This is a genomic window from Bacillus sp. 2B09 (assembly GCF_003946835.1).
In the GTDB taxonomy this organism is placed as follows: Bacteria; Bacillota; Bacilli; order Bacillales; family Bacillaceae; genus Bacillus; species Bacillus altitudinis.
Map to the genome: position 1 here is coordinate 187,793 of NZ_RPSG01000004.1, position 18,459 is coordinate 206,251.

An 18,459-nucleotide genomic window follows, 5' to 3' on the forward strand; every position below is an offset into this window, starting at 1 on the left:
GCTTTGGCGTATTACCTCAGCGACAAGATTTATTATATTACTATTGTTCTTTAAAGTCAACGGTTTTTCGAAAGTTTTTTCATAAGGGGCAAATGCTGCACCCTTATGAAATACCTTCCAATGTGACGGTGTTTTCGAGGTCTTGTATGACGTGACCTTCGTCCGTGAAAAACTGTACGTTTGCTTCGATTCCATCTAGTGTCAGTATAGCATAGCTGCGCTCTTTGCGCACTCTTGGCAGGTGCACGCTGCCTGGGTTAATGAGGAGTTTTCCTCTTAGCAGTTCACTGCCAGGGATATGCGAGTGGCCAAAGCAGATAATGTCTGCGCCTAGCTCTTCTGCACGGTAGTAGACTTGAAGCAAGGATTGTTTGATGCCATGCAGATGTCCGTGAGTGAGAAATAGTTTTCCGCCTCCGTCGAGTGGGAGCAGGAGCTCTTCTTCAAAATCGCCCATAAAGTCACAATTTCCTTTGACGACTTTGTATCCTTCGAGTGCTGGGTGGTTCGTTTCGAGTTCTGAATCTCCGCAGTGAATCATCATGTCCACTTCAGCCGCATGCCGTTTGGCAATGGTTTGAAGTTCGTCTGTGAGTCCATGACTGTCACTAATGATGAGTATCTTCATGGCTTCATTCCCCCTTATTCATTTGCGTCTAGCAGTGATGAAAGCTTTTGAAGCGCGACCGCTCGATGGCTGATCTTGTTTTTTTCCTCTGGTGATAACTCGGCCATCGTCTGGTCTTTGTCTTTGACGATGAAAATTGGGTCGTATCCGAAGCCGTTTTCGCCGATCGGTTCTTCTGCGATAAAGCCTTCTACTGATCCTTCTACCGTTTTTGTTTCTTTCCCCGGTATACTGACAGCCAGGGCACATCTAAATCTAGCAGTGCGGTCTTCTTTTTCAATACCTTGCAGCTCATTCAGCACCTTTTCCACGTTCTCGGCATCGTCTTTATGCTCGCCCGCGTACCTCGCTGAATAGACGCCAGGTTTTCCGCCAAGGTAATCAATCGACAGACCCGAGTCGTCTGCAATCACCATTTCACCTGCTTTGGCTTGAATGGCCTCGGCTTTGATGATCGCATTTTCTTCAAAGGTATGTCCTGTTTCTTCGATCTCTTCCGTAAATCCGATGTCCGCTAGTGTTTTGACCGTGAATCCTTTTGGCTCAAGAATGGCTTTGAATTCTTTCGCTTTGCCCGCATTGTGCGTTGCGATGATGGCAGTTTTCATCCTGATCAAACCCTTCTCTTTATTCGATAACTTCTCCTGTCACTGCTTTTTGCTTTTCAATTAATTCTTTGATGCCTTTTTCAGCTAAATCAAGCAGTCCGTTTAGTTGTTCTCTTGAGAATGTCGCTTCTTCGCCAGTACCTTGAAGTTCAACAAAGCGTCCAGCGCCTGTCATGATGACATTCATATCCACTTCAGCTGAAGAATCTTCTTCATAATTTAAATCTAACAGAAGTCCCTGTTTAGAATCAATTCCGACGGATATTGCGGCTAAATAATCAGTGATCGGATTTTCTTTCAAAACGCCTGCTGATTGAAGCTTTTGAATCGCTAGTGTCATGGCCACAAATGCACCTGTGATAGAAGCTGTTCGTGTTCCACCGTCTGCTTGAATAACATCACAATCAATCCAAATGGTGCGTTCACCAAGCTTTTCTAAGTCAACGACTGCGCGCAGAGCTCGTCCAATTAAACGCTGGATCTCCATTGTACGTCCTGTGACTTTTCCTTTAGATGATTCTCTTATCGTTCTTTGAGCCGTTGCTCTTGGAAGCATGCTATATTCTGCTGTAATCCAGCCTTTTCCTTCTCCTCTTAAAAAAGGAGGTACGCGGTCCTCGATCGATGCGTTACAAATCACCTTCGTATTTCCCGCTGAGATTAAGACAGAGCCTTCTGGGTGCGTGATGTAGCCTGCCTGTATTTCAATTTTTCTTAATTCGTCGTATTGTCTTTCATCTAATCTCATGTTTTACCTCCGTTACAATATACATTCCGCGCGGGTGTCAGCGGGGTTCTCCTATTAACTTTGACAACCTCGATCCGTTCTAATCGCTTGGAATAAAAAAGAGGCAGCGAATGTGCATGCCTCTTTTTCTCCATTATATCAATGTGTGACGTTAAAAACTACCTGTATTCACTTGTTCTGGTCTTGAAACTGGCTTTGTGAGCTCTGCTCCTTTTTCGTTCACAAGCTCTGCCTTTCCGTTTACCTTCACAGACACGCTTTTCACATCTGGCAGCTCTGTTAATGTCAGCACAATGCTATCAAGAACTTTTTGTGAAATGACCTTTTTCTTTTCATCTGCACTGCCAAAAATGGATTCATTGAAATCAAGGGTCACATGACCGTCTTTTACTTTCGGGACATCATTTAGCTTCACATCTTGATCAAAGTCTGTCAGCAATTGGCTTGTTTTGCTTGGCCCAGAGACGAGCTCATCAATGGCTGCTGTAATTGGATCATCATCGTCTTTTGGTGCTCTTTTGGTCACCGGGACATAGTACGTCTGTTTATCAGATTCAGCTAAATAGTAGACGGTCACAGGCTTCGTTGATGTCATATCAGCCGCAGCCTCGTGCTGAATATTAATGCCGTCCTCTCTGCTTAAATCATCTGAGATCGGTGTCCCATTCACAGGCATCTCTTTTAATTCATGGCCATTCATCTTTAATTTGACTTTGGCTACTGAATCAAACTGCGTTAATGTCCAAGTGACTGATTGCAAAATGCGCTGTTCGTCTTCTTTTTTATAGTTTTTGAATTCATTTGAGAAATCCACAACCGCAGTGCCATCTTTAATATCGACAGATACGCTCGTGTCCGCCGGCAGCACGGCTCTGAATCCATTTGGCATCAGGTTAGAAATCGGTCCCCCGTCTACGAGGTATTCAAGTGTTTGTTTCGCACTTCCTTCGTTTTTCGGCAGCGGAATGGATTGAGAGACAACATATCCATTTTTATCAATTAAATATAATTCTCTCATGACGGTATCTGCTTGCTTCTCTTCTTTTCCTTCTTTCGCTGTTTGTTTCTCTTCTTTATTTTCTTTCACAAACGTGACATTTTGTGGTGGATCAATCTCTGTTTTCGCTTGGTCTGTTTGAAACAATCCGCATCCTGATAAAAGCATGGCTGACGCAATACACGTAACAGCTGCTGTAGTTCCTTTTTTCAGCATACTTCACCCTCCTCTAGTGGTTTGTACTAGTATGTATACGAGCTCCCTCAGAGGATTAGACCCTTTTCATAAAAAAATAACCCACTTCCATGAGAAGTAGGTTATTGCTGATATACGTGTTCAAGCGAAACCGTTTCGACCTTCCCTGGCAGGTAGCCGAACCAGTCTTGAGCGATATTTTGAAAGTTTTGCTGCTGCCCTGTTGTATAAAAAGTATGAACAGGCTCTTCCTTCGAATCATTTAACAGCCCTTTATATGAAAGAATTGTGCTCGCTTCTCTCGCTGTCTCATCTCCTGAAGAAATGATGTTGACGCCACTGCCCATAAAGCGCTGAATCGGTTCTTTTAAAATCGGGTAGTGTGTGCAGCCAAGAATAAGCGTATCAATGCCTGTTTCTTTCATCGGTTCAAGAGAAGCTTTTACGACTTCATCTGCTGTATGATCTAAAAACGTACCACTTTCCACAAACGGCACAAGCATTGGACATGCCAGACTTTGAACAGTTAGTCCTGCTTTTAAAGAAAGCAGTGCTTCTTTATAGGCTTCACTTTTGATCGTATTGGCAGTGCCGATCACGCCAATATGCTGATTGTTTGTGACCTTGATCGCTGTGCGGGCTCCGGGCTGGATCACGCCAATGACCGGGATATCAAGTGTTGCTTTAATTTCATCAAGTGCTATCGCTGTCGCAGTATTACACGCAATGACAAGCATTTTAATATGATGATGTCTTAATAGGTAGTGTGCCATTTCCCATGTATACTGAAGAACCTCTTCTTCTGCTCGAGGGCCGTATGGACATCGTTTTGTGTCGCCTACATAAATAATTTTTTCTTTTGGCAGTTGTCTCATGATTTCCTTCGCAACGGTTAAACCGCCTACGCCGGAATCAATCACGCCGATGGGTTGATCCAACAAAATCGCCTCATTTTCTTTTCATTTGCTGCTGTAGTTTCGTTAAAGATTGGTTGAAAACGATGGCTTCTTCTTCTGAGAAAGCCCCTAGAAGTTCGCTGACGTATTCTTGGCGTTTGACAATCACTTCTTGAATGATCCGCTCACCTTCAGGCAATAAATGAATGCGAACCACGCGGCGGTCAGACGGATCTTTCACCCGTTCAACAAGTTCACTTTTTTCCATTCGATCAATTAAATCGGTTGTCGTGCTGCAAGCCAAATACATCTTTTGTGATAGCTCACCTATTGTCATATCTCCGAATTCATAAAGCCACTGAAGCCCTACAAATTGGGGAGGTGTAATCGTATATTGATTCAGAATTTCTCTACCTTTTTGCTTAATGATTGCAGCAATATGGCGCAATGATTTTTCAATTTCTGCAACATGGCCTGACTCATTCGTTTCCATTTCATTGATACCTCACTATAGCATCTCACTTTGATTAAAACGTACATTCCTATTTTCCTCGTTTTTCAAAGAAATTGCAAGAAGAGACTCATGGAAACGATATAGAAATAACCGGCTCCTCCCTGGTGCGGAAGGAAAACCGGCTGACGTTAGAGCTCTAGCTCACCCATACGCAGAAGCTCGACTACGGCCTGTGAACGACCTTTAACTCCTAGCTTTTGCATGGCATTCGAAATATGATTTCGAACAGTCTTTTCGCTAATAAAAAGCTCGCTTGCAATTTCTTTTGTTGTTTTATCTTGGACGAGCAATTCGAATACTTCTCTTTCTCTTTTGGTTAATAGCGGCTTGGATTGAAACTCTTTCTCCTTCAAGTATTGTAACCCTCCTTGCTAAGGTGAGAGCTCTAGTCTCTATAGAATGGGATTCTGTATAGTCGAGATATCATATGCCGGGTACTTGAGGTAGGTGACGTTAAAATCGAGAATTCCCGCAGATCAGCGTCCAATTTCCTCGCCTTCAAACCGCACAAAAAAGGACGAGTCCCCTATAGAGACATCGTCCTTTATCAAACAAGCTTTTAAAATATCGAAATGGCTCCTGTTAAAAGAGCAATTAGTGTTGTAAACAGGGCTGTGAGTACGGTCCATAGCAGTGCGTACTTTTGCAAATCACCAATATCTTTATTCAGCATACTCACAAGCAGTAATGTGGAAGCGACAAGCGGACTCAGCAAATGGACAGGCTGTCCGATAATAGAGGCGCGCGCAATTTCTACTGGATCAATTCCGTAAGCTGCGCCGGCTTCAGCTAAGATTGGCAGCACCCCGAAATAATAAGCATCATTTGAAAGAACAAATGTAAATGGCATACTCGTCAACGCGACAATGAGTGGAAAAAATGAGCTGTATGAATCCGGAATCATGTAAATGACCAAGTTAGCAATGGATTCCACCATTTTTGTTCCCGAAAAAATGCCTGTGAAAATTCCTGCTGCAAACACAAGGGTAATGACCGTTAAGGCATTTCCTGCATGCGATAAAATCCGCTCGCGCTGATCTTCAACTTTTGGATAGTTGATCATAAGCGCAATGACAAAGCCAATGAGAAAGAGTACAGGAATCGGTACGATATCCAATACAAGTGTGGCCATGACAGCAATCGTCAGGAAGAAGTTGACCCAAATCAAGTTTGGTCTCTTCATATCAGCTACGCCATCTTCAATTGATGCCGCCAATTCAGGAGAGATCGAGACCTCTTCTTTATACTGAATCTCGGCTACCCCAATGCGCTTCCGTTCTTTTTTTCCAAGAACATACGCTGTAAAAAGGATAAAAAGACCGCCCCCTATCATCGTCGGGAGTAATGGAATGAAGAATTCCGCTGCATCTAAACCAAGTGCAGCAATCGCACGAGTAGCTGGACCGCCCCAAGGCGTCATTCCACTCATAATGCCTAGTGATAATAATGAAATCGTCCCTAAAATCAGTGGGTTCATCCCAATTCTTAAGAAAAGTGGCAACATAGCTGATACGGTAATCATGTACGTTGTCGTCCCATCACCATCTAATGCAACAAGCATAGACAAAATCGCTACCCCAAAAGCAATTTTGACCGGATCGCCTTTCACAAGACGTAAAATCAGTTTGATCAATGGGTCAAACAATCCAGCATCCAGCATGACACCGAAAAATAAGATGGCAAATAACAATAAAGCAGCAGATGGTGCAACGGTCTTGAGTCCATCAAGCATCATGTCCCCTAATCCGCTGTAAAATCCACCGATTAATGCAAAGATGATTGGCACAACGGTGAGAGCCACCACCGGATGCATACGTTTTGTCATAATAAGAAATGTAAAAGTCACGACCATCAAGATCCCTAAAATAGCTAGCACTTCATATCCCTCCATCCTCTTCTTTACACGATCCACAAGCGCCCCTTTTGCACTTGCGGCCCGAAATGTTAGCGCTTTCTATTTCAAGGATATAATAGCTTTTTTTATAATGAAAATATCGATTTTTTCGTCTATTCAATAAATTTTTTTTATAATTAGCCTTGCTGACTTCTTAAAAACTCAATAAATGCTTTCACAACAGACAAATGAAGGGAATCTGGCTGGTACATGAGCCATGTATCTCTTAAAACAGGCTGTCCATCTTTATACGAAAGACCTTTTACAAATAGCTCATCACTTGGTCTGAGGCAAATTTCTGGGACAATGGCATAACCTAAACCATGCTTCACCATCTCTTTTGATGTATCTTGCCTGTCTGTCTCCATTGTCACAAGCGGAGGCATCGTGAACGTCTCCTGCCACCATCTGTTAATCAATCGTTTTAATGAACTATCCGTGTGATAGTCAATGAGCGGCAGCTTAGGAAGATCCTTTAGCTGTATTTCTGATTTTGAAATGATACAAAGCCGTTCTTTATCAAGCAAAAATCGCTCTCCATTCCAGTCGTAATCTCCTCTTAAAATCCCTAAATGTACACTTGATGTACCTAATAAATCCATGACTTTTGTGCTCCATCCTGTGTTCACCATAAATTGAACATGTGGATACTGCTTAGAAAACTCTCTTAAAATTTCCGGCAATTTATATTGAGCAAAGTTACTCGACACCCCTAACCTGATCGTTCCTTTGACCTTTTTTTGCATATTGAGCATGCCATCTTTCGTTTGCTGGAGCTGCTTGAGCATGTCATTTGCGTATTTAGCCAAATATTCGCCCTCTGATGTAAATTCAATGCCTCGTTTTCTTTTAAAGAAAAGCTTCATGTCAAATTCCTCTTCAAGCTGTTTCAATCGATAACTTAAGGCAGGCTGCGAGACAAATAATTTTTCTGCCGCTTTTGTGATGTTCTTCTCTTCATATAGCACCTTTAAAAACCGCCAATCTTTCTCATCCATTGTGTGCCCTCCTTTTGACCTTGTTATAAAAATAATTTATCGATTTCTCTTAAAATAATGTATTTAACTTATTTCTTATTATACTTTACCATTTTGATTAGATAAATAGTAACTAAACAATTGAGGGTGAGATCAATGAGAAAAGTTCCAATCACAATCATGCGAGGCGGTACAAGCAAAGGGGTCTTCATCCAAGCCAATGATGCACCATATGTACACGATGAGCTCGAAGCATTTTTATTAGACATTATGGGCAGCCCTGACCGGCTGCAAGTTGATGGAATCGGAGGCGGTAATTCTTTAACAAGTAAGGTGGCCATTATCGATAAAGCCACTCGTCCAGATGTGGATGTGAACTATACGTTTGCACAAGTCAGCATCAATGAAAGATTTGTCGACTTTAAAGGAAACTGTGGGAATATCTCATCAGCAGTTGGACCGTATGCCATCATTAAAGGACTTGTCCAAGCAGTCGAGCCTGTCACAACAGTACGTATTCTGAATACCAACACGAATAAAATCATTGTGGCAGAGGTAGAAGTCGAGAACGGAGAAGTGAAATTTGAAGGACAGGCAGAAATTCCAGGAGTGAAAGGAACAGGTTCTCCCATTTATTTATCCTTTGAGAAACCTGAAGGCGCTGTCACAGGTAAAACCTTTCCGACTGGAAACAAAATGGATACGATCCAGACAAAGTTTGGAGAGATTCCGATCTCAATCGTTGACATTGCAAATCCAATCGCCTTTGTCCGTGCCAAAGATATTCAATTAAAAGGAACTGAATTGCCTGAGGAGTTTACAGACGAATTGCTGGATGATTTAGAAGAGATTCGTTCCATCGCTGCTGAAATGTGCCATTTTGCACCAAAAGAACTGGCCACATTACAGTCTCCAGCTGTTCCAAAGCTTGCAATTATTAGCGAGCCTGCTGATTATGTAGATACAAATGGAATATTGAGAAGAGCAGCAGATATGGACATCATCGTTCGGATGCTATCGATGCAAAGACCGCACCAAGCACTTGCCATTACCGGATCTGTCTGTGTATCAGCCAGCTGTTTCATGGATCAAACGCTTCCGGCACAGCTGTTTCAAGGTCAAGATGATACACTTCGAATTGGTCATCCTGCTGGTATTATGCAAACTGAAATTGATATCTCACAAAACAGAGTGAAAGTCATTCGAACCGCAAGAGAAATTCTAGATGGAGTGGTCTTTACAAAAAAAGACTACATGGTTCAACCTCAAATAAAAAGAGAAGCATAAATGAGACGTCATCATGTCGACAAAGAGCTAAAATGAACTGATTTTAGCTCTTTGTCTTTTTTTCAGTGTGAAGATCTTAAAGCAACTCCGTTCTAACATCGAATGCAACGGTTTGTCTACACACTCATCGAACGAGAAATTGTCTACTTGGGCGGTGCATCAATATCTCCTGCTGAATGGGCTTTTATATGTCCTTGATCATCTTTTAACTGAATATGACCATAACGGTTCACACCACAGCAAATCCCTTCCTGCCATGTTTGCTTTTCACGATCTAATGAAATACGAAGCGGTTGATTCAGCCGATATAATCGTTTGTTATAGAGGGCTGTGAGGGCTTCAAATCCTTCCATTTGCCAGCGTGCATGGTATTTTTCAAAGGCCGCTGCCAAATCTTTCACTAGCTGGTCCGCTTTCACCTCAGTCAGTTCTGATAGGCAAACGGTTTTATACGGAACGTGCTCCGGCTTTGTCTCTACATTGATGCCCACACCGATGTAAATGGCGCTGCGGTCTGCTTCAATTAATGTGCCAGATACTTTCGCTTCATTAATCAATAGATCATTTGGCCATTTGATTGCCAGCTGATCCTCTACTCTCATGAGTGGTTTGAGTACATCATAAATGGCGAGTGCCGTCAGCGGGGCAATCGTTGATTGGGTGGAGATATCTACTGGCGGTTTTACTGTCATCGTGACAGCCACATTGCCTGTAGGCGTTTCCCACGGTCTGCCAAGCCTGCCTCTTCCCGCTGTCTGCTGCCGGGCATATACAGCAAATGAAGGGGTTTCTCCTTGCTGAATAAGCCTTTTCGCTTCATTATTTGTACTATCAATGGTGTCGTATTGAAAAATCTTCATGTGCTCTCCTTTGTTTCTTCTTCATTATGATTCTTTTATTATAACAAAATGAAGCATTCACCCGTGATTCTTTAATGTCGCTGGGCCTGAAAAGTCTCTTTTTCCTCTTCTGTAAACGGTACAGGGGCACCGGTGTCTTTACTTATTTGCACCATGGTGACTGAGCCTGTAAAACACGGTTCTTGCTGTTCATTTTCTCCTAAATAATGAAGGATGAGAGAGCTTGATCCAACCTTTTCTGGCTTTACATACACTCGCAGTCTCTCACCGATCTCCACTTGCTTAATGTAATCACATTGAAGGTTTGCCACGACCGTAATCGTCTCTCGCGCACGCTTCATTCGTTTATCTACAATTCCCGTTTTTTGAAAGAAGGCAATCCGCGCCTCTTCAAAATACACAAACGGGGTGACATTGTTCATGTGACCAAACATATCCGTTTCTGAAAAACGGACGGTTGTTTCCACATAAAATCGAAACGATGCCCTCCACTCATCAAACGGTTCTTCAATATATGACGGCAGCCTCATTTGATCCACTCCTTATTCGCAAACAAAACGCCTCTCCCTTATTGGAAGAGGCGTTTGTTATGTTTTGCATCCAGCCTCTTGTAAACACTCATCATGATTGGCAAGGAGGACTGAATGTGATGTTATTCTGCGTGATCGCTTCCGAAGAAGTTACGGAAAGCTTGTAATGTTGTATCTCGGTTAAGTGCTGCAATTGATGTTGTGAGCGGGATTCCTTTCGGACAAGCCTGCACACAGTTTTGAGAGTTCCCGCAGTTTGCAAGACCGCCATCACCCATAATTTCTTCTAAACGGTCAGACTTATTCATTGCACCTGTCGGATGTGCGTTAAATAGACGAACTTGTGAAAGCGGTGCAGGGCCCATAAAGGAAGACTTATCATTCACGTTTGGACAAGCTTCAAGGCAGACACCACATGTCATACACTTTGAAAGCTCATACGCCCATTGACGCTTTTTCTCAGGCATTCTTGGTCCAGGTCCAAGATCATATGTGCCATCGATCGGCACCCATGCTTTGACTTTTTTCAATGAATTGAACATACGGCTTCGATCAACCTGCAAGTCTCTCACAACCGGGAAAGTTTTCATCGGCTGAAGACGAATCGGCTGCTCTAGCTTGTCAATTAGTGCTGTACATGACTGGCGAGGCGTTCCATTAATGACCATGGAACAAGCGCCGCATACTTCTTCAAGACAGTTCATGTCCCAGTTAATAGCCGTTGTTTTTTCACCTTTTTTATTGACCGGGTTACGTCTGATTTCCATGAGTGCGGAAATGACGTTCATATTCGGACGGTAAGGGATTTCGAATTCCTCATCATAAGGCTTGCCATCTGCTGTATCTTGACGTGTGATAATAAATTGAATCGTATTTTTTTCACTCATCTTATTTCTCCACCTTTTTCTTCGAGTAATCTCGTTTACGAGGTGCAATTAACGATACATCGACGTCCTCATAGTGGAATGCAGGTTTTTGGTTTTTCCCTTTGAACGTAGCCATCGTTGTTTTTAGGAATTCTTCATCGTTTCTTTCTGGGAATTCCGGTTTATAGTGTGCGCCTCGGCTTTCATTCCGGTTGTAAGCCCCAATCGTAATCACACGTGCCAGCTGAAGCATGTTGTCAAGCTGACGCGTGAAGGCAGCGCCTTGGTTGCTCCATGAAGCTGTATCGTTGATGTTAATATGCTTATAGCGCTCCATCAGTTCTTCAATCTTCTCATCTGTTTTTAAGAGCTTCTCGTTGTAACGAACCACTGTAACGTTGTCCGTCATCCATTCTCCAAGCTCTTTATGAAGCACATATGCATTTTCTGTGCCATCCATGCTAAGGATGTTGTCCCATTTCTCCTGCTCTTTCTTCACGGCACTGTCGAATGTTGCAGATGATAAATCTTCTGCAGACTTTTCAAGACCGCTAATGTATTTCACAGCATTTGGTCCAGCAACCATTCCGCCGTAAATCGCAGAAAGCAATGAGTTTGCACCAAGTCTGTTTCCGCCGTGCATAGAGTAATCACATTCTCCTGCAGCAAACAAGCCCTTGATATTCGTCATTTGATCATAATCAACCCATAATCCGCCCATTGAATAATGAACAGCCGGGAAAATTTTCATCGGAAGCTTACGCGGGTCATCACCCATGAATTTCTCATAGATTTCAATGATTCCGCCAAGCTTAATATCAAGCTCTTTTGGATCTTTGTGAGAAAGATCTAGGTATACCATGTTCTCTCCGTTGATCCCAAGCTTTTGCTCCACACATACGTCGAAAATTTCACGCGTTGCAATGTCACGCGGTACAAGGTTCCCGTATGCTGGGTACTTTTCTTCTAAGAAGTACCAAGGTTTTCCGTCTTTGTATGTCCAAACACGTCCACCTTCACCACGAGCTGATTCACTCATGAGACGCAGCTTGTCATCTCCTGGGATCGCTGTTGGGTGAATTTGAATGAATTCTCCATTAGCATAATGAGCACCTTGCTGATAAACGATCGATGCAGCTGATCCAGTATTAATCATAGAGTTCGTTGATTTACCGAATACGATACCAGGACCGCCAGTTGCCATGATGACAGCATCTGAACGGAAGGATTCGATTTCCATTGTCGTCAAGTTCTGTGCGACAATGCCTCGGCATACTTCCTCGTCATCTAAGACAGCGCCAAGGAATTCCCAGCCTTCATATTTCGTCACAAGCCCTGCTACTTCATAGCGGCGAACCTGCTCATCTAGTGCATATAATAACTGCTGACCTGTTGTCGCACCAGCAAATGCTGTACGGTGGTGCTGTGTTCCCCCGAAACGGCGGAAGTCCAGTAATCCTTCTGGTGTTCTGTTAAACATTACACCCATACGATCAAGTAAGTGGATAATGGACGGCGCTGCTTCACACATTGCCTTTACTGGCGGCTGGTTAGCTAAAAAGTCTCCGCCATATACCGTGTCATCAAAATGCTCATAAGGTGAATCTCCTTCACCTTTTGTATTGACCGCTCCGTTAATTCCGCCCTGTGCACAAACAGAATGCGAACGTTTCACAGGTACGATTGAAAATAGTTTAACAGCTGTTCCCGCTTCTGCTGCTTTGATAGTTGCCATGAGACCAGCTAAGCCGCCTCCGACAACGATGATGCTAGAATTACTCATTGTAGCCCCTCTCCCTCTTCTACTAATCTATTTCCTCTTAAACAAAAGCGAAAATTGCTCTTAGCCCTACATATGAAAGCGCTATAAATATACCTAATGTCACATATGTGGAGATTCTTTGTGAGCGTGGTGAAACTGTAATTCCCCAGCTGACAGCAAATGACCACAAGCCATTAGCAAAGTGGAAAATAGTAGATAAAACACCGACAATATAGAAACCTAGCATAAATGGAGAGCTTAAAATATTCGCCATCATGTCATAGTTTACTTCAGCTCCAAGCTGCGCTTGAATGCGTGTTTCCCATACGTGCCAAGTGACAAAAATCAATGTGATGATACCTGTAATCCGTTGCAGTCTGAACAACCAGTTTCTTAAGTAACTGAAGCGAGACGTGTTGTTTTGTGCCGTAAAGGCTATGTACACCCCATAAACAGCATGATAGATCAGTGGTAAGAAAATCACGAACAGCTCAAGTGCATATCTGAATGGAAGCTGTTCCATAAAGTGTGCAGCTTTGTTAAACGCCTCTGGTCCATTCGTCGCAAAGTGGTTAATCACTAAGTGCTGTACTAAAAATAGACCGACCGGAATGACGCCAAGCAAAGAATGCAATCTCCGATAAAAAAATTCTTTGTTCCCCGACATTACTTTACCCCCTAGTAAAAAAAGTGCAATTGCTTGAAAATTGTCTTACCCCCGCTTCTTTCAATTGTAAGCACTTTATTCAAATTTATTGACAATTTCATTTTACTCCTATGTCAAAAAAGCGTCAAGAAACCGCGTACATAAATTAAAATTTTCCGAAATTTAAAAGTTTTAAATCAAAATTCGTTTTACTACAATAAGAATTTCTTAGACTTCAGGGAAAACTCTGTCATCATATGCCCACATAAGCTATAATAAATTGTTGAAAGAGGGGAGCCATACAATGAATAAATTCGAATCTAACTTAGAACAGCTAAAAGAAATTGAAGTCAATGGATTTGCCTACGAGCTGATACGCGAAGTTCTGCTGCCTGACATTCTTGGTCAGGATCATTCATCTATGATGTATTTTGCGGGTAAACTGCTTGCTCGTAAATTTCCTCAAGAGTCATGGGAAAAGATCCCCGAATTTTTCCATGATGCCGGATGGGGAACTCTCACGATGGTCCATTCTAAAAAACAGGAAATTGAGTTTGAGCTCGAAGGTCCACTTGTATCGAATCGACTCAGCTACCAAAAGGAGCCATGCTTTCAAATGGAAGCAGGTTTTATCGCTGAACAGATTCAGCTTCTCAATGAGCACGTGGCTGAATCCTATGAACAAGTAAAAAAGCGTGCTGATAAAGTCATTTTAACCGTTAAATGGGATTTAAGAGACCCTAGCTAACACTGTTTATGAAAGGCGATGACTTCGTGTCACGCCTTTTTTATATACCCTTCTATCATAGCACAGTTGGCGTACCGGTTTACGCATGTTTTTCTTTCTTCATATGCTGATGATTTCCAATATAAAAAAGAGGTGTATCCTTTCATGGGATACACCTTTCAGATTGTTGACAAAGGGCTAAAATGAACTTTATTTTAGCTCTTTGTCTTCTTTTCAGCGTGACAGAAAACCTTTGCAGTCTAGGAAGGACGAGCACTGGAGCGAATTTGGCATTCGTGAGCACCAGAGCGCAGGACTGACAAAGAATGCGAGGGTTTGTCTACACGCTGAGAGGTGTATCTTTTCATGGGATACACCTCTTTTCAAGATTTAAGAATGAGCAGCGGCGCTCACCTTTGATAATTCAAACGCATCATGAAGGGCTTCTACCGCTTTCACCATATCTTCACGATCAACGACTGTTGAGACTTTGATCTCAGACGTACTGACCATTTTCACTTGAATGTCTTTTTGAGCTAACACAGCGAACATTTCAGCCGCAACGCCTGGGTTTGAAACCATACCAGAACCCACGATGGATACTTTGGCTAATTTGCTTTCTGTCTCAATCTGCTCATAACCAAGCGCACCTTTGTATTCTTCTAATACTTCAACTGTTTTAGACAAATCATCCGTTTTCACAGAGAAAGAGATGGAGGTCTGATTGGTGCTTGTGACAGACTGAATGATGATATCGACATTGATATTTTGCTTTGCAAGTGTCGTAAAAATCGTCGATAGCGTTGTTAAACCGCTTGAAAGGCCGCATACCGTCACGCGTGTCATCTGATCTTCAAATGCAATGCCTCTTACAACTAAATTTTGTTCCATGGATGATTCCTCCTCAATTAACGTACCCGATTCATTTTCAATACTAGAACGGACTTCTAGTGGGATTTGATAATTTTTTGCAAATTCGACCGCTCTCGGATGCAGCACACCTGCTCCTAAATTGGCTAACTCAAGCATTTCATCGTATGAAATTCCTGCAAGTTTTCGCGCAGATGGCACATAACGAGGATCTGTTGTAAACACACCTGGTACGTCCGTATAAATATCACATTTGTCCGCTTTGAGTGCCGCAGCTAGTGCCACAGCAGTCGTGTCTGATCCACCACGCCCAAGTGTTGTAATATGTAGATCATCCGCAATTCCTTGGAAACCTGCTACAACGACGACTTTTCCCGCACTCAGTTCTTCTTTGATTCTTGCTTCATCGATGTCCACGATTCTTGCATTTCCGTGCACCTTCTCTGTTTTCATCCCAGCTTGCCAGCCTGTAAAGGAAATGGCATCATAACCTTTTGCTTGGAGTGCCATTGCTAATAATGAAATGGTCACCTGCTCACCAGTTGTCAGTAGCATATCCATTTCTCTTTTGCTTGGATCATCTGTGAGTTCTTTCGCTAGGTCTACTAGAACATCCGTTGATTTGCCCATCGCAGACACAACCACGACCACATCATTTCCTGCCTCGCGTTCAGCGATGACTCTCTCTGCGACATTGCGAATTTTTTCTGTCGATCCAACAGATGTTCCACCAAATTTTTGTACAATTAGTCCCATGTCTACCACCCTTTTTCAAAAGATCACGTGTGAGAGAAGAGGCTGCGGAGACTGCTCTGTTCACTGCAAATAAAAAAGCAATGAGAGAACAAATCTCCCATTGCTTTAAAATCATCATCAAACGATGCAAACAATGAGATAGCCCTCCAAGAAATGAATTCTTGACAGCCCTACATTTCTTCAATGTACAGCCAGCGAATAAAATGAGTGGATTTTATTCACTTCGGCGACGCTCCCCTTTCAGCCCTCTTCCTAGATCCCCTCGATCTCTGAAGGCTTACTCTTGAAGTTCGCACCTCTATCTTCAACAAACAACACGTTCATTTATTAAATTAGTCACATCTTAACAGACTTTTGGAAAAAGTACAATCTATTTTTTTAATGCCTCCATTAAAAGTTCAGCCGTTTGTTTCGGAATACCAGCGTCCTGAAAATCCTGGATAGAGGCTTCTTTCATCTTTTTCACAGAGCCAAAATGTTTAAGTAACTGCTTTTTGCGCTTTTCCCCGATACCTGGGACATCGTCTAGAATAGACTGGAATGCATTCTTCCCGCGCAACTGCCGGTGAAAACTAATCGCAAATCGGTGCACTTCATCTTGAATACGCTGCAATAAATAAAAGGCCTGACTATTCCGTTCGAGCGCAACAATTTCAAGCGTATCCCCCATCATAAGATTCGATGTCCTGTGTTTTTCATCTTTCACAAGACCTGCCACAGGAACAGACAGATTTAATTCATTTTCGAGCACATCTATGGCTGCGTTGATTTGTCCTTTTCCTCCGTCGATTAAAATCAAGTCAGGAAGCGGCAGTTCATCCTTTAACACCCGGGTATACCGCCTTCTAATGACTTCACGCATGGAAGCATAATCATCGGGCCCCTCAACGGTTTTAATTTTGTATTTTCGGTATTCCTTTTTATACGGCTTCCCGTCTTGGAAGACAACCATAGCGGATACGGGGTCTGCTCCTTGGATATTGGAGTTATCAAACGCCTCAATCCGGTATGGCATATAAATATTGAGTGCATCGCCAAGCTGCTCCACTGCACCAATTGTCCGTTCTTCATCACGCTCTATAAGCGAGAACTTTTCTTTGAGAGCAATTTTGGCGTTTTGGTGGGCAAGTAAAAGCAAATCCTTCTTCTTTCCTTTTTTCGGCTGATGAACATTCGTTTCAAGCAATTGCTCAATCATCTCTTGATCGACGCTGTCTGGCACCAAAATTTCCTTCGGCAGAAAATGGTTGTTCTTTTCATAAAACTGCCCCATAAACGTGAGAAATTCTTCCTCAGGGTCTTGATACATCGGAAATAGGCTGACATCACGTTCAATTAATTTCCCCTGTCTGATGAAGAAGACTTGGACACACATCCAGCCCTTATCATAAGCATAGGCAAACACATCGCGATCAGATAAGTCACTCATCGTCATCTTTTGCTTTTCCATCGTTGAGTCAATGTATGCGATTTGATCTCTCAGCTCTTTTGCCCGCTCAAATTCTAATTGTTCGGCCGCTTCTTGCATCTTCTCTGTTAATTCTTTCTTGATTTGCTGATGCCCTCCATTTAGAAATCTTGTGATTTCGTCGACGAGCTGTTTATTCGTTTCTTCAGAAATGTCATACACACACGGAGCAAGACATTGCCCAAGATGATAATAAAGGCAGACTCGGTCAGGGAGTGTCGCACATTTTCTAAGTGGATATAAACGGTCGAGCAGCTTTTTCGTTTCTCTTGCTGCTTGTACGTTCGGATATGGACCGAAGTATTTCCCTTTATCCTTTTTCACATTGCGGGTGACAATCAGCTTAGGATGACGTTCATTCGTAATTTTAATAAAAGGGTACGTTTTGTCATCCTTGAGCATGACATTGTATTTCGGGTCATATTTTTTGATTAAATTCAGCTCTAAAATAAGTGCCTCAATATTTGAAGAGGTGACAATGTATTCAAAGTCTTCGATTTCACTGACAAGCCGCTGCGTTTTGGCATCATGAGATCCTGTAAAATAAGAGCGGACCCTATTTTTTAATACCTTTGCCTTTCCCACATAAATGATCGTATTTTGTCTATCTTTCATTAAGTAACAGCCTGGTTGATCAGGTAAGACTGACAGCTTTTCTTTGATCAATTTGTTCATATTTTCATCCGTCCTTGTTTTCCTCTTTCACTCCTTCTAGTGTATCACGAACATTTGTTTTATACCACGATGAAAGAAAAGCGGCTCTCGACTATACGAGAACCGCTTTTGAGATCATGCCACGCGGGCATAGATCGGTTTATAGATGTTTGTTTACAAGCTCAGCTAGTGCTTCTTTTGGTTTGAAACCAACAGACGTTTCGACGACTTCACCGTCTTTTAAAACAAGAAGTGTTGGGATACTCATAACGCCATATTTACCAGCAGTTTCTTGGTTATCATCCACATCAATTTTTACAATTTTCATTTTATCGCCCATTTCTTGATCAAGTTCTTCAAGAACTGGAGCAATCATTTTACAAGGTCCGCACCAAGGTGCCCAAAAGTCTGCAAGAACAACACCTTCTGCAGTTTCTTGTGAAAATGTTGCGTCAGTAGCTTTTACGATTGCCATTATTCATTCCTCCAATGTAAATTATGCTTTTTAGTATAGCATCTACCAATGTGACTTGCGAATGAAATGCTTACGAATCATTTTTTATGAAATGAATTAAA

The 18,459-nt window shown here is 42.4% G+C and carries 19 protein-coding genes and 1 riboswitch; of the genes, 2 read left to right on the forward strand and 17 right to left on the reverse strand.

Annotated features, from left to right (window positions below):
• Nucleotides 1–103 precede the first annotated feature (103 nt).
• The 9 genes from EBQ12_RS10435 to EBQ12_RS10475 all read right to left on the reverse strand — a co-directional run bounded on the left by EBQ12_RS10435 (nt 104) and on the right by EBQ12_RS10475 (nt 7,478).
• Nucleotides 104–628: a YfcE family phosphodiesterase gene (locus EBQ12_RS10435; RefSeq protein ID WP_039166965.1), complete on the reverse strand. Its 525-nt coding sequence runs from the start codon at nt 626–628 to the stop codon at nt 104–106.
• A 14-nt stretch (nt 629–642) separates the two neighbouring features.
• On the reverse strand, nt 643–1,245 hold the full coding sequence (locus EBQ12_RS10440; protein ID WP_007501598.1) for an XTP/dITP diphosphatase: 603 nt from the start codon (nt 1,243–1,245) through the stop codon (nt 643–645).
• A 10-nt stretch (nt 1,246–1,255) separates the two neighbouring features.
• A complete protein-coding gene (gene rph, locus EBQ12_RS10445) occupies nt 1,256–1,984 on the reverse strand; it encodes a ribonuclease PH (protein WP_024718627.1) in 729 nt (242 codons plus the stop codon).
• A gap of 151 nt (nt 1,985–2,135) precedes the next feature.
• Nucleotides 2,136–3,197 carry a GerMN domain-containing protein gene (locus EBQ12_RS10450; protein WP_125589917.1) on the reverse strand — a complete coding sequence of 354 codons (1,062 nt, stop codon included), beginning with the start codon at nt 3,195–3,197 and terminating at the stop codon, nt 2,136–2,138.
• Between the two features lie 101 nt (nt 3,198–3,298).
• Nucleotides 3,299–4,117 (reverse strand): glutamate racemase, encoded by an 819-nt coding sequence (racE, locus tag EBQ12_RS10455; RefSeq protein WP_089374140.1) that lies wholly within the window; start codon nt 4,115–4,117, stop codon nt 3,299–3,301.
• Between the two features lie 7 nt (nt 4,118–4,124).
• Nucleotides 4,125–4,565: a MarR family winged helix-turn-helix transcriptional regulator gene (locus tag EBQ12_RS10460; RefSeq protein WP_007501606.1), complete on the reverse strand. Its 441-nt coding sequence runs from the start codon at nt 4,563–4,565 to the stop codon at nt 4,125–4,127.
• 149 nt (nt 4,566–4,714) lie between these two features.
• A complete protein-coding gene (gene gerE, locus EBQ12_RS10465; RefSeq protein WP_003184172.1) occupies nt 4,715–4,939 on the reverse strand; it encodes a spore germination transcription factor GerE in 225 nt (74 codons plus the stop codon).
• 206 nt (nt 4,940–5,145) lie between these two features.
• Nucleotides 5,146–6,462 (reverse strand): CitMHS family transporter, encoded by a 1,317-nt coding sequence (locus tag EBQ12_RS10470; protein ID WP_024718630.1) that lies wholly within the window; start codon nt 6,460–6,462, stop codon nt 5,146–5,148.
• Between the two features lie 155 nt (nt 6,463–6,617).
• Nucleotides 6,618–7,478: a LysR family transcriptional regulator gene (locus EBQ12_RS10475; protein ID WP_007501609.1), complete on the reverse strand. Its 861-nt coding sequence runs from the start codon at nt 7,476–7,478 to the stop codon at nt 6,618–6,620.
• 135 nt (nt 7,479–7,613) lie between these two features.
• On the opposite strand from EBQ12_RS10475, the gene EBQ12_RS10480 reads away from it, so the two are divergent.
• Nucleotides 7,614–8,744, forward strand: coding sequence for a 2-methylaconitate cis-trans isomerase PrpF family protein (locus tag EBQ12_RS10480; RefSeq protein WP_125589919.1), 1,131 nt, complete (start codon nt 7,614–7,616; stop codon nt 8,742–8,744).
• A 143-nt stretch (nt 8,745–8,887) separates the two neighbouring features.
• Here the strand turns inward: EBQ12_RS10480 and EBQ12_RS10485 are convergent, their stop codons facing one another.
• The 5 genes from EBQ12_RS10485 to EBQ12_RS10505 form a co-directional block, all read right to left on the reverse strand.
• Nucleotides 8,888–9,604, reverse strand: a complete 717-nt coding sequence (locus tag EBQ12_RS10485; RefSeq protein ID WP_125589921.1) for a biotin--[acetyl-CoA-carboxylase] ligase — start codon at nt 9,602–9,604, stop codon at nt 8,888–8,890.
• 71 nt (nt 9,605–9,675) lie between these two features.
• Complete coding sequence (locus EBQ12_RS10490; RefSeq protein ID WP_073413707.1) at nt 9,676–10,134, reverse strand: acyl-CoA thioesterase; 459 nt, start codon at nt 10,132–10,134, stop codon at nt 9,676–9,678.
• 122 nt (nt 10,135–10,256) lie between these two features.
• Nucleotides 10,257–11,021 carry a succinate dehydrogenase iron-sulfur subunit gene (sdhB, locus tag EBQ12_RS10495; protein ID WP_008345969.1) on the reverse strand — a complete coding sequence of 255 codons (765 nt, stop codon included), beginning with the start codon at nt 11,019–11,021 and terminating at the stop codon, nt 10,257–10,259.
• 1 nt (nt 11,022) lies between these two features.
• Complete coding sequence (sdhA, locus tag EBQ12_RS10500) at nt 11,023–12,783, reverse strand: succinate dehydrogenase flavoprotein subunit (RefSeq protein ID WP_007501620.1); 1,761 nt, start codon at nt 12,781–12,783, stop codon at nt 11,023–11,025.
• A gap of 37 nt (nt 12,784–12,820) precedes the next feature.
• Nucleotides 12,821–13,429: a succinate dehydrogenase cytochrome b558 subunit gene (locus tag EBQ12_RS10505; protein WP_007501622.1), complete on the reverse strand. Its 609-nt coding sequence runs from the start codon at nt 13,427–13,429 to the stop codon at nt 12,821–12,823.
• A gap of 283 nt (nt 13,430–13,712) precedes the next feature.
• Between EBQ12_RS10505 and EBQ12_RS10510 the strand changes: the two genes are divergently transcribed.
• A complete protein-coding gene (locus EBQ12_RS10510; RefSeq protein ID WP_008345974.1) occupies nt 13,713–14,156 on the forward strand; it encodes a YslB family protein in 444 nt (147 codons plus the stop codon).
• Between the two features lie 369 nt (nt 14,157–14,525).
• On the opposite strand, the gene EBQ12_RS10520 is transcribed toward EBQ12_RS10510, so the two are convergent.
• The 3 genes from EBQ12_RS10520 to trxA all read right to left on the reverse strand — a co-directional run bounded on the left by EBQ12_RS10520 (nt 14,526) and on the right by trxA (nt 18,358).
• Nucleotides 14,526–15,761 (reverse strand): aspartate kinase, encoded by a 1,236-nt coding sequence (locus EBQ12_RS10520; RefSeq protein WP_056705939.1) that lies wholly within the window; start codon nt 15,759–15,761, stop codon nt 14,526–14,528.
• A gap of 131 nt (nt 15,762–15,892) precedes the next feature.
• Nucleotides 15,893–16,070: riboswitch (Lysine riboswitch) on the reverse strand.
• A 61-nt stretch (nt 16,071–16,131) separates the two neighbouring features.
• Nucleotides 16,132–17,904 carry an excinuclease ABC subunit UvrC gene (gene uvrC, locus EBQ12_RS10525; protein ID WP_041506756.1) on the reverse strand — a complete coding sequence of 591 codons (1,773 nt, stop codon included), beginning with the start codon at nt 17,902–17,904 and terminating at the stop codon, nt 16,132–16,134.
• 139 nt (nt 17,905–18,043) lie between these two features.
• On the reverse strand, nt 18,044–18,358 hold the full coding sequence (gene trxA / locus EBQ12_RS10530) for a thioredoxin (protein WP_007501629.1): 315 nt from the start codon (nt 18,356–18,358) through the stop codon (nt 18,044–18,046).
• Nucleotides 18,359–18,459: the final 101 nt, after the last annotated feature.

Coding starts and splice junctions, on each gene's coding strand:
- EBQ12_RS10435 (WP_039166965.1), bottom strand. CDS start 628: ATGAAGATACTCATCATTAGTGACAGTCATGGACTCACAGACGAACTT.
- rph (WP_024718627.1), bottom strand. CDS start 1,984: ATGAGATTAGATGAAAGACAATACGACGAATTAAGAAAAATTGAAATA.
- EBQ12_RS10450 (WP_125589917.1), bottom strand. CDS start 3,197: ATGCTGAAAAAAGGAACTACAGCAGCTGTTACGTGTATTGCGTCAGCC.
- EBQ12_RS10460 (WP_007501606.1), bottom strand. CDS start 4,565: ATGGAAACGAATGAGTCAGGCCATGTTGCAGAAATTGAAAAATCATTG.
- EBQ12_RS10475 (WP_007501609.1), bottom strand. CDS start 7,478: ATGGATGAGAAAGATTGGCGGTTTTTAAAGGTGCTATATGAAGAGAAG.
- EBQ12_RS10480 (WP_125589919.1), top strand. CDS start 7,614: ATGAGAAAAGTTCCAATCACAATCATGCGAGGCGGTACAAGCAAAGGG.
- EBQ12_RS10485 (WP_125589921.1), bottom strand. CDS start 9,604: ATGAAGATTTTTCAATACGACACCATTGATAGTACAAATAATGAAGCG.
- EBQ12_RS10490 (WP_073413707.1), bottom strand. CDS start 10,134: ATGAGGCTGCCGTCATATATTGAAGAACCGTTTGATGAGTGGAGGGCA.
- sdhB (WP_008345969.1), bottom strand. CDS start 11,021: ATGAGTGAAAAAAATACGATTCAATTTATTATCACACGTCAAGATACA.
- sdhA (WP_007501620.1), bottom strand. CDS start 12,783: ATGAGTAATTCTAGCATCATCGTTGTCGGAGGCGGCTTAGCTGGTCTC.
- EBQ12_RS10505 (WP_007501622.1), bottom strand. CDS start 13,429: ATGTCGGGGAACAAAGAATTTTTTTATCGGAGATTGCATTCTTTGCTT.
- EBQ12_RS10510 (WP_008345974.1), top strand. CDS start 13,713: ATGAATAAATTCGAATCTAACTTAGAACAGCTAAAAGAAATTGAAGTC.
- EBQ12_RS10520 (WP_056705939.1), bottom strand. CDS start 15,761: ATGGGACTAATTGTACAAAAATTTGGTGGAACATCTGTTGGATCGACA.
- uvrC (WP_041506756.1), bottom strand. CDS start 17,904: ATGAACAAATTGATCAAAGAAAAGCTGTCAGTCTTACCTGATCAACCA.
- trxA (WP_007501629.1), bottom strand. CDS start 18,358: ATGGCAATCGTAAAAGCTACTGACGCAACATTTTCACAAGAAACTGCA.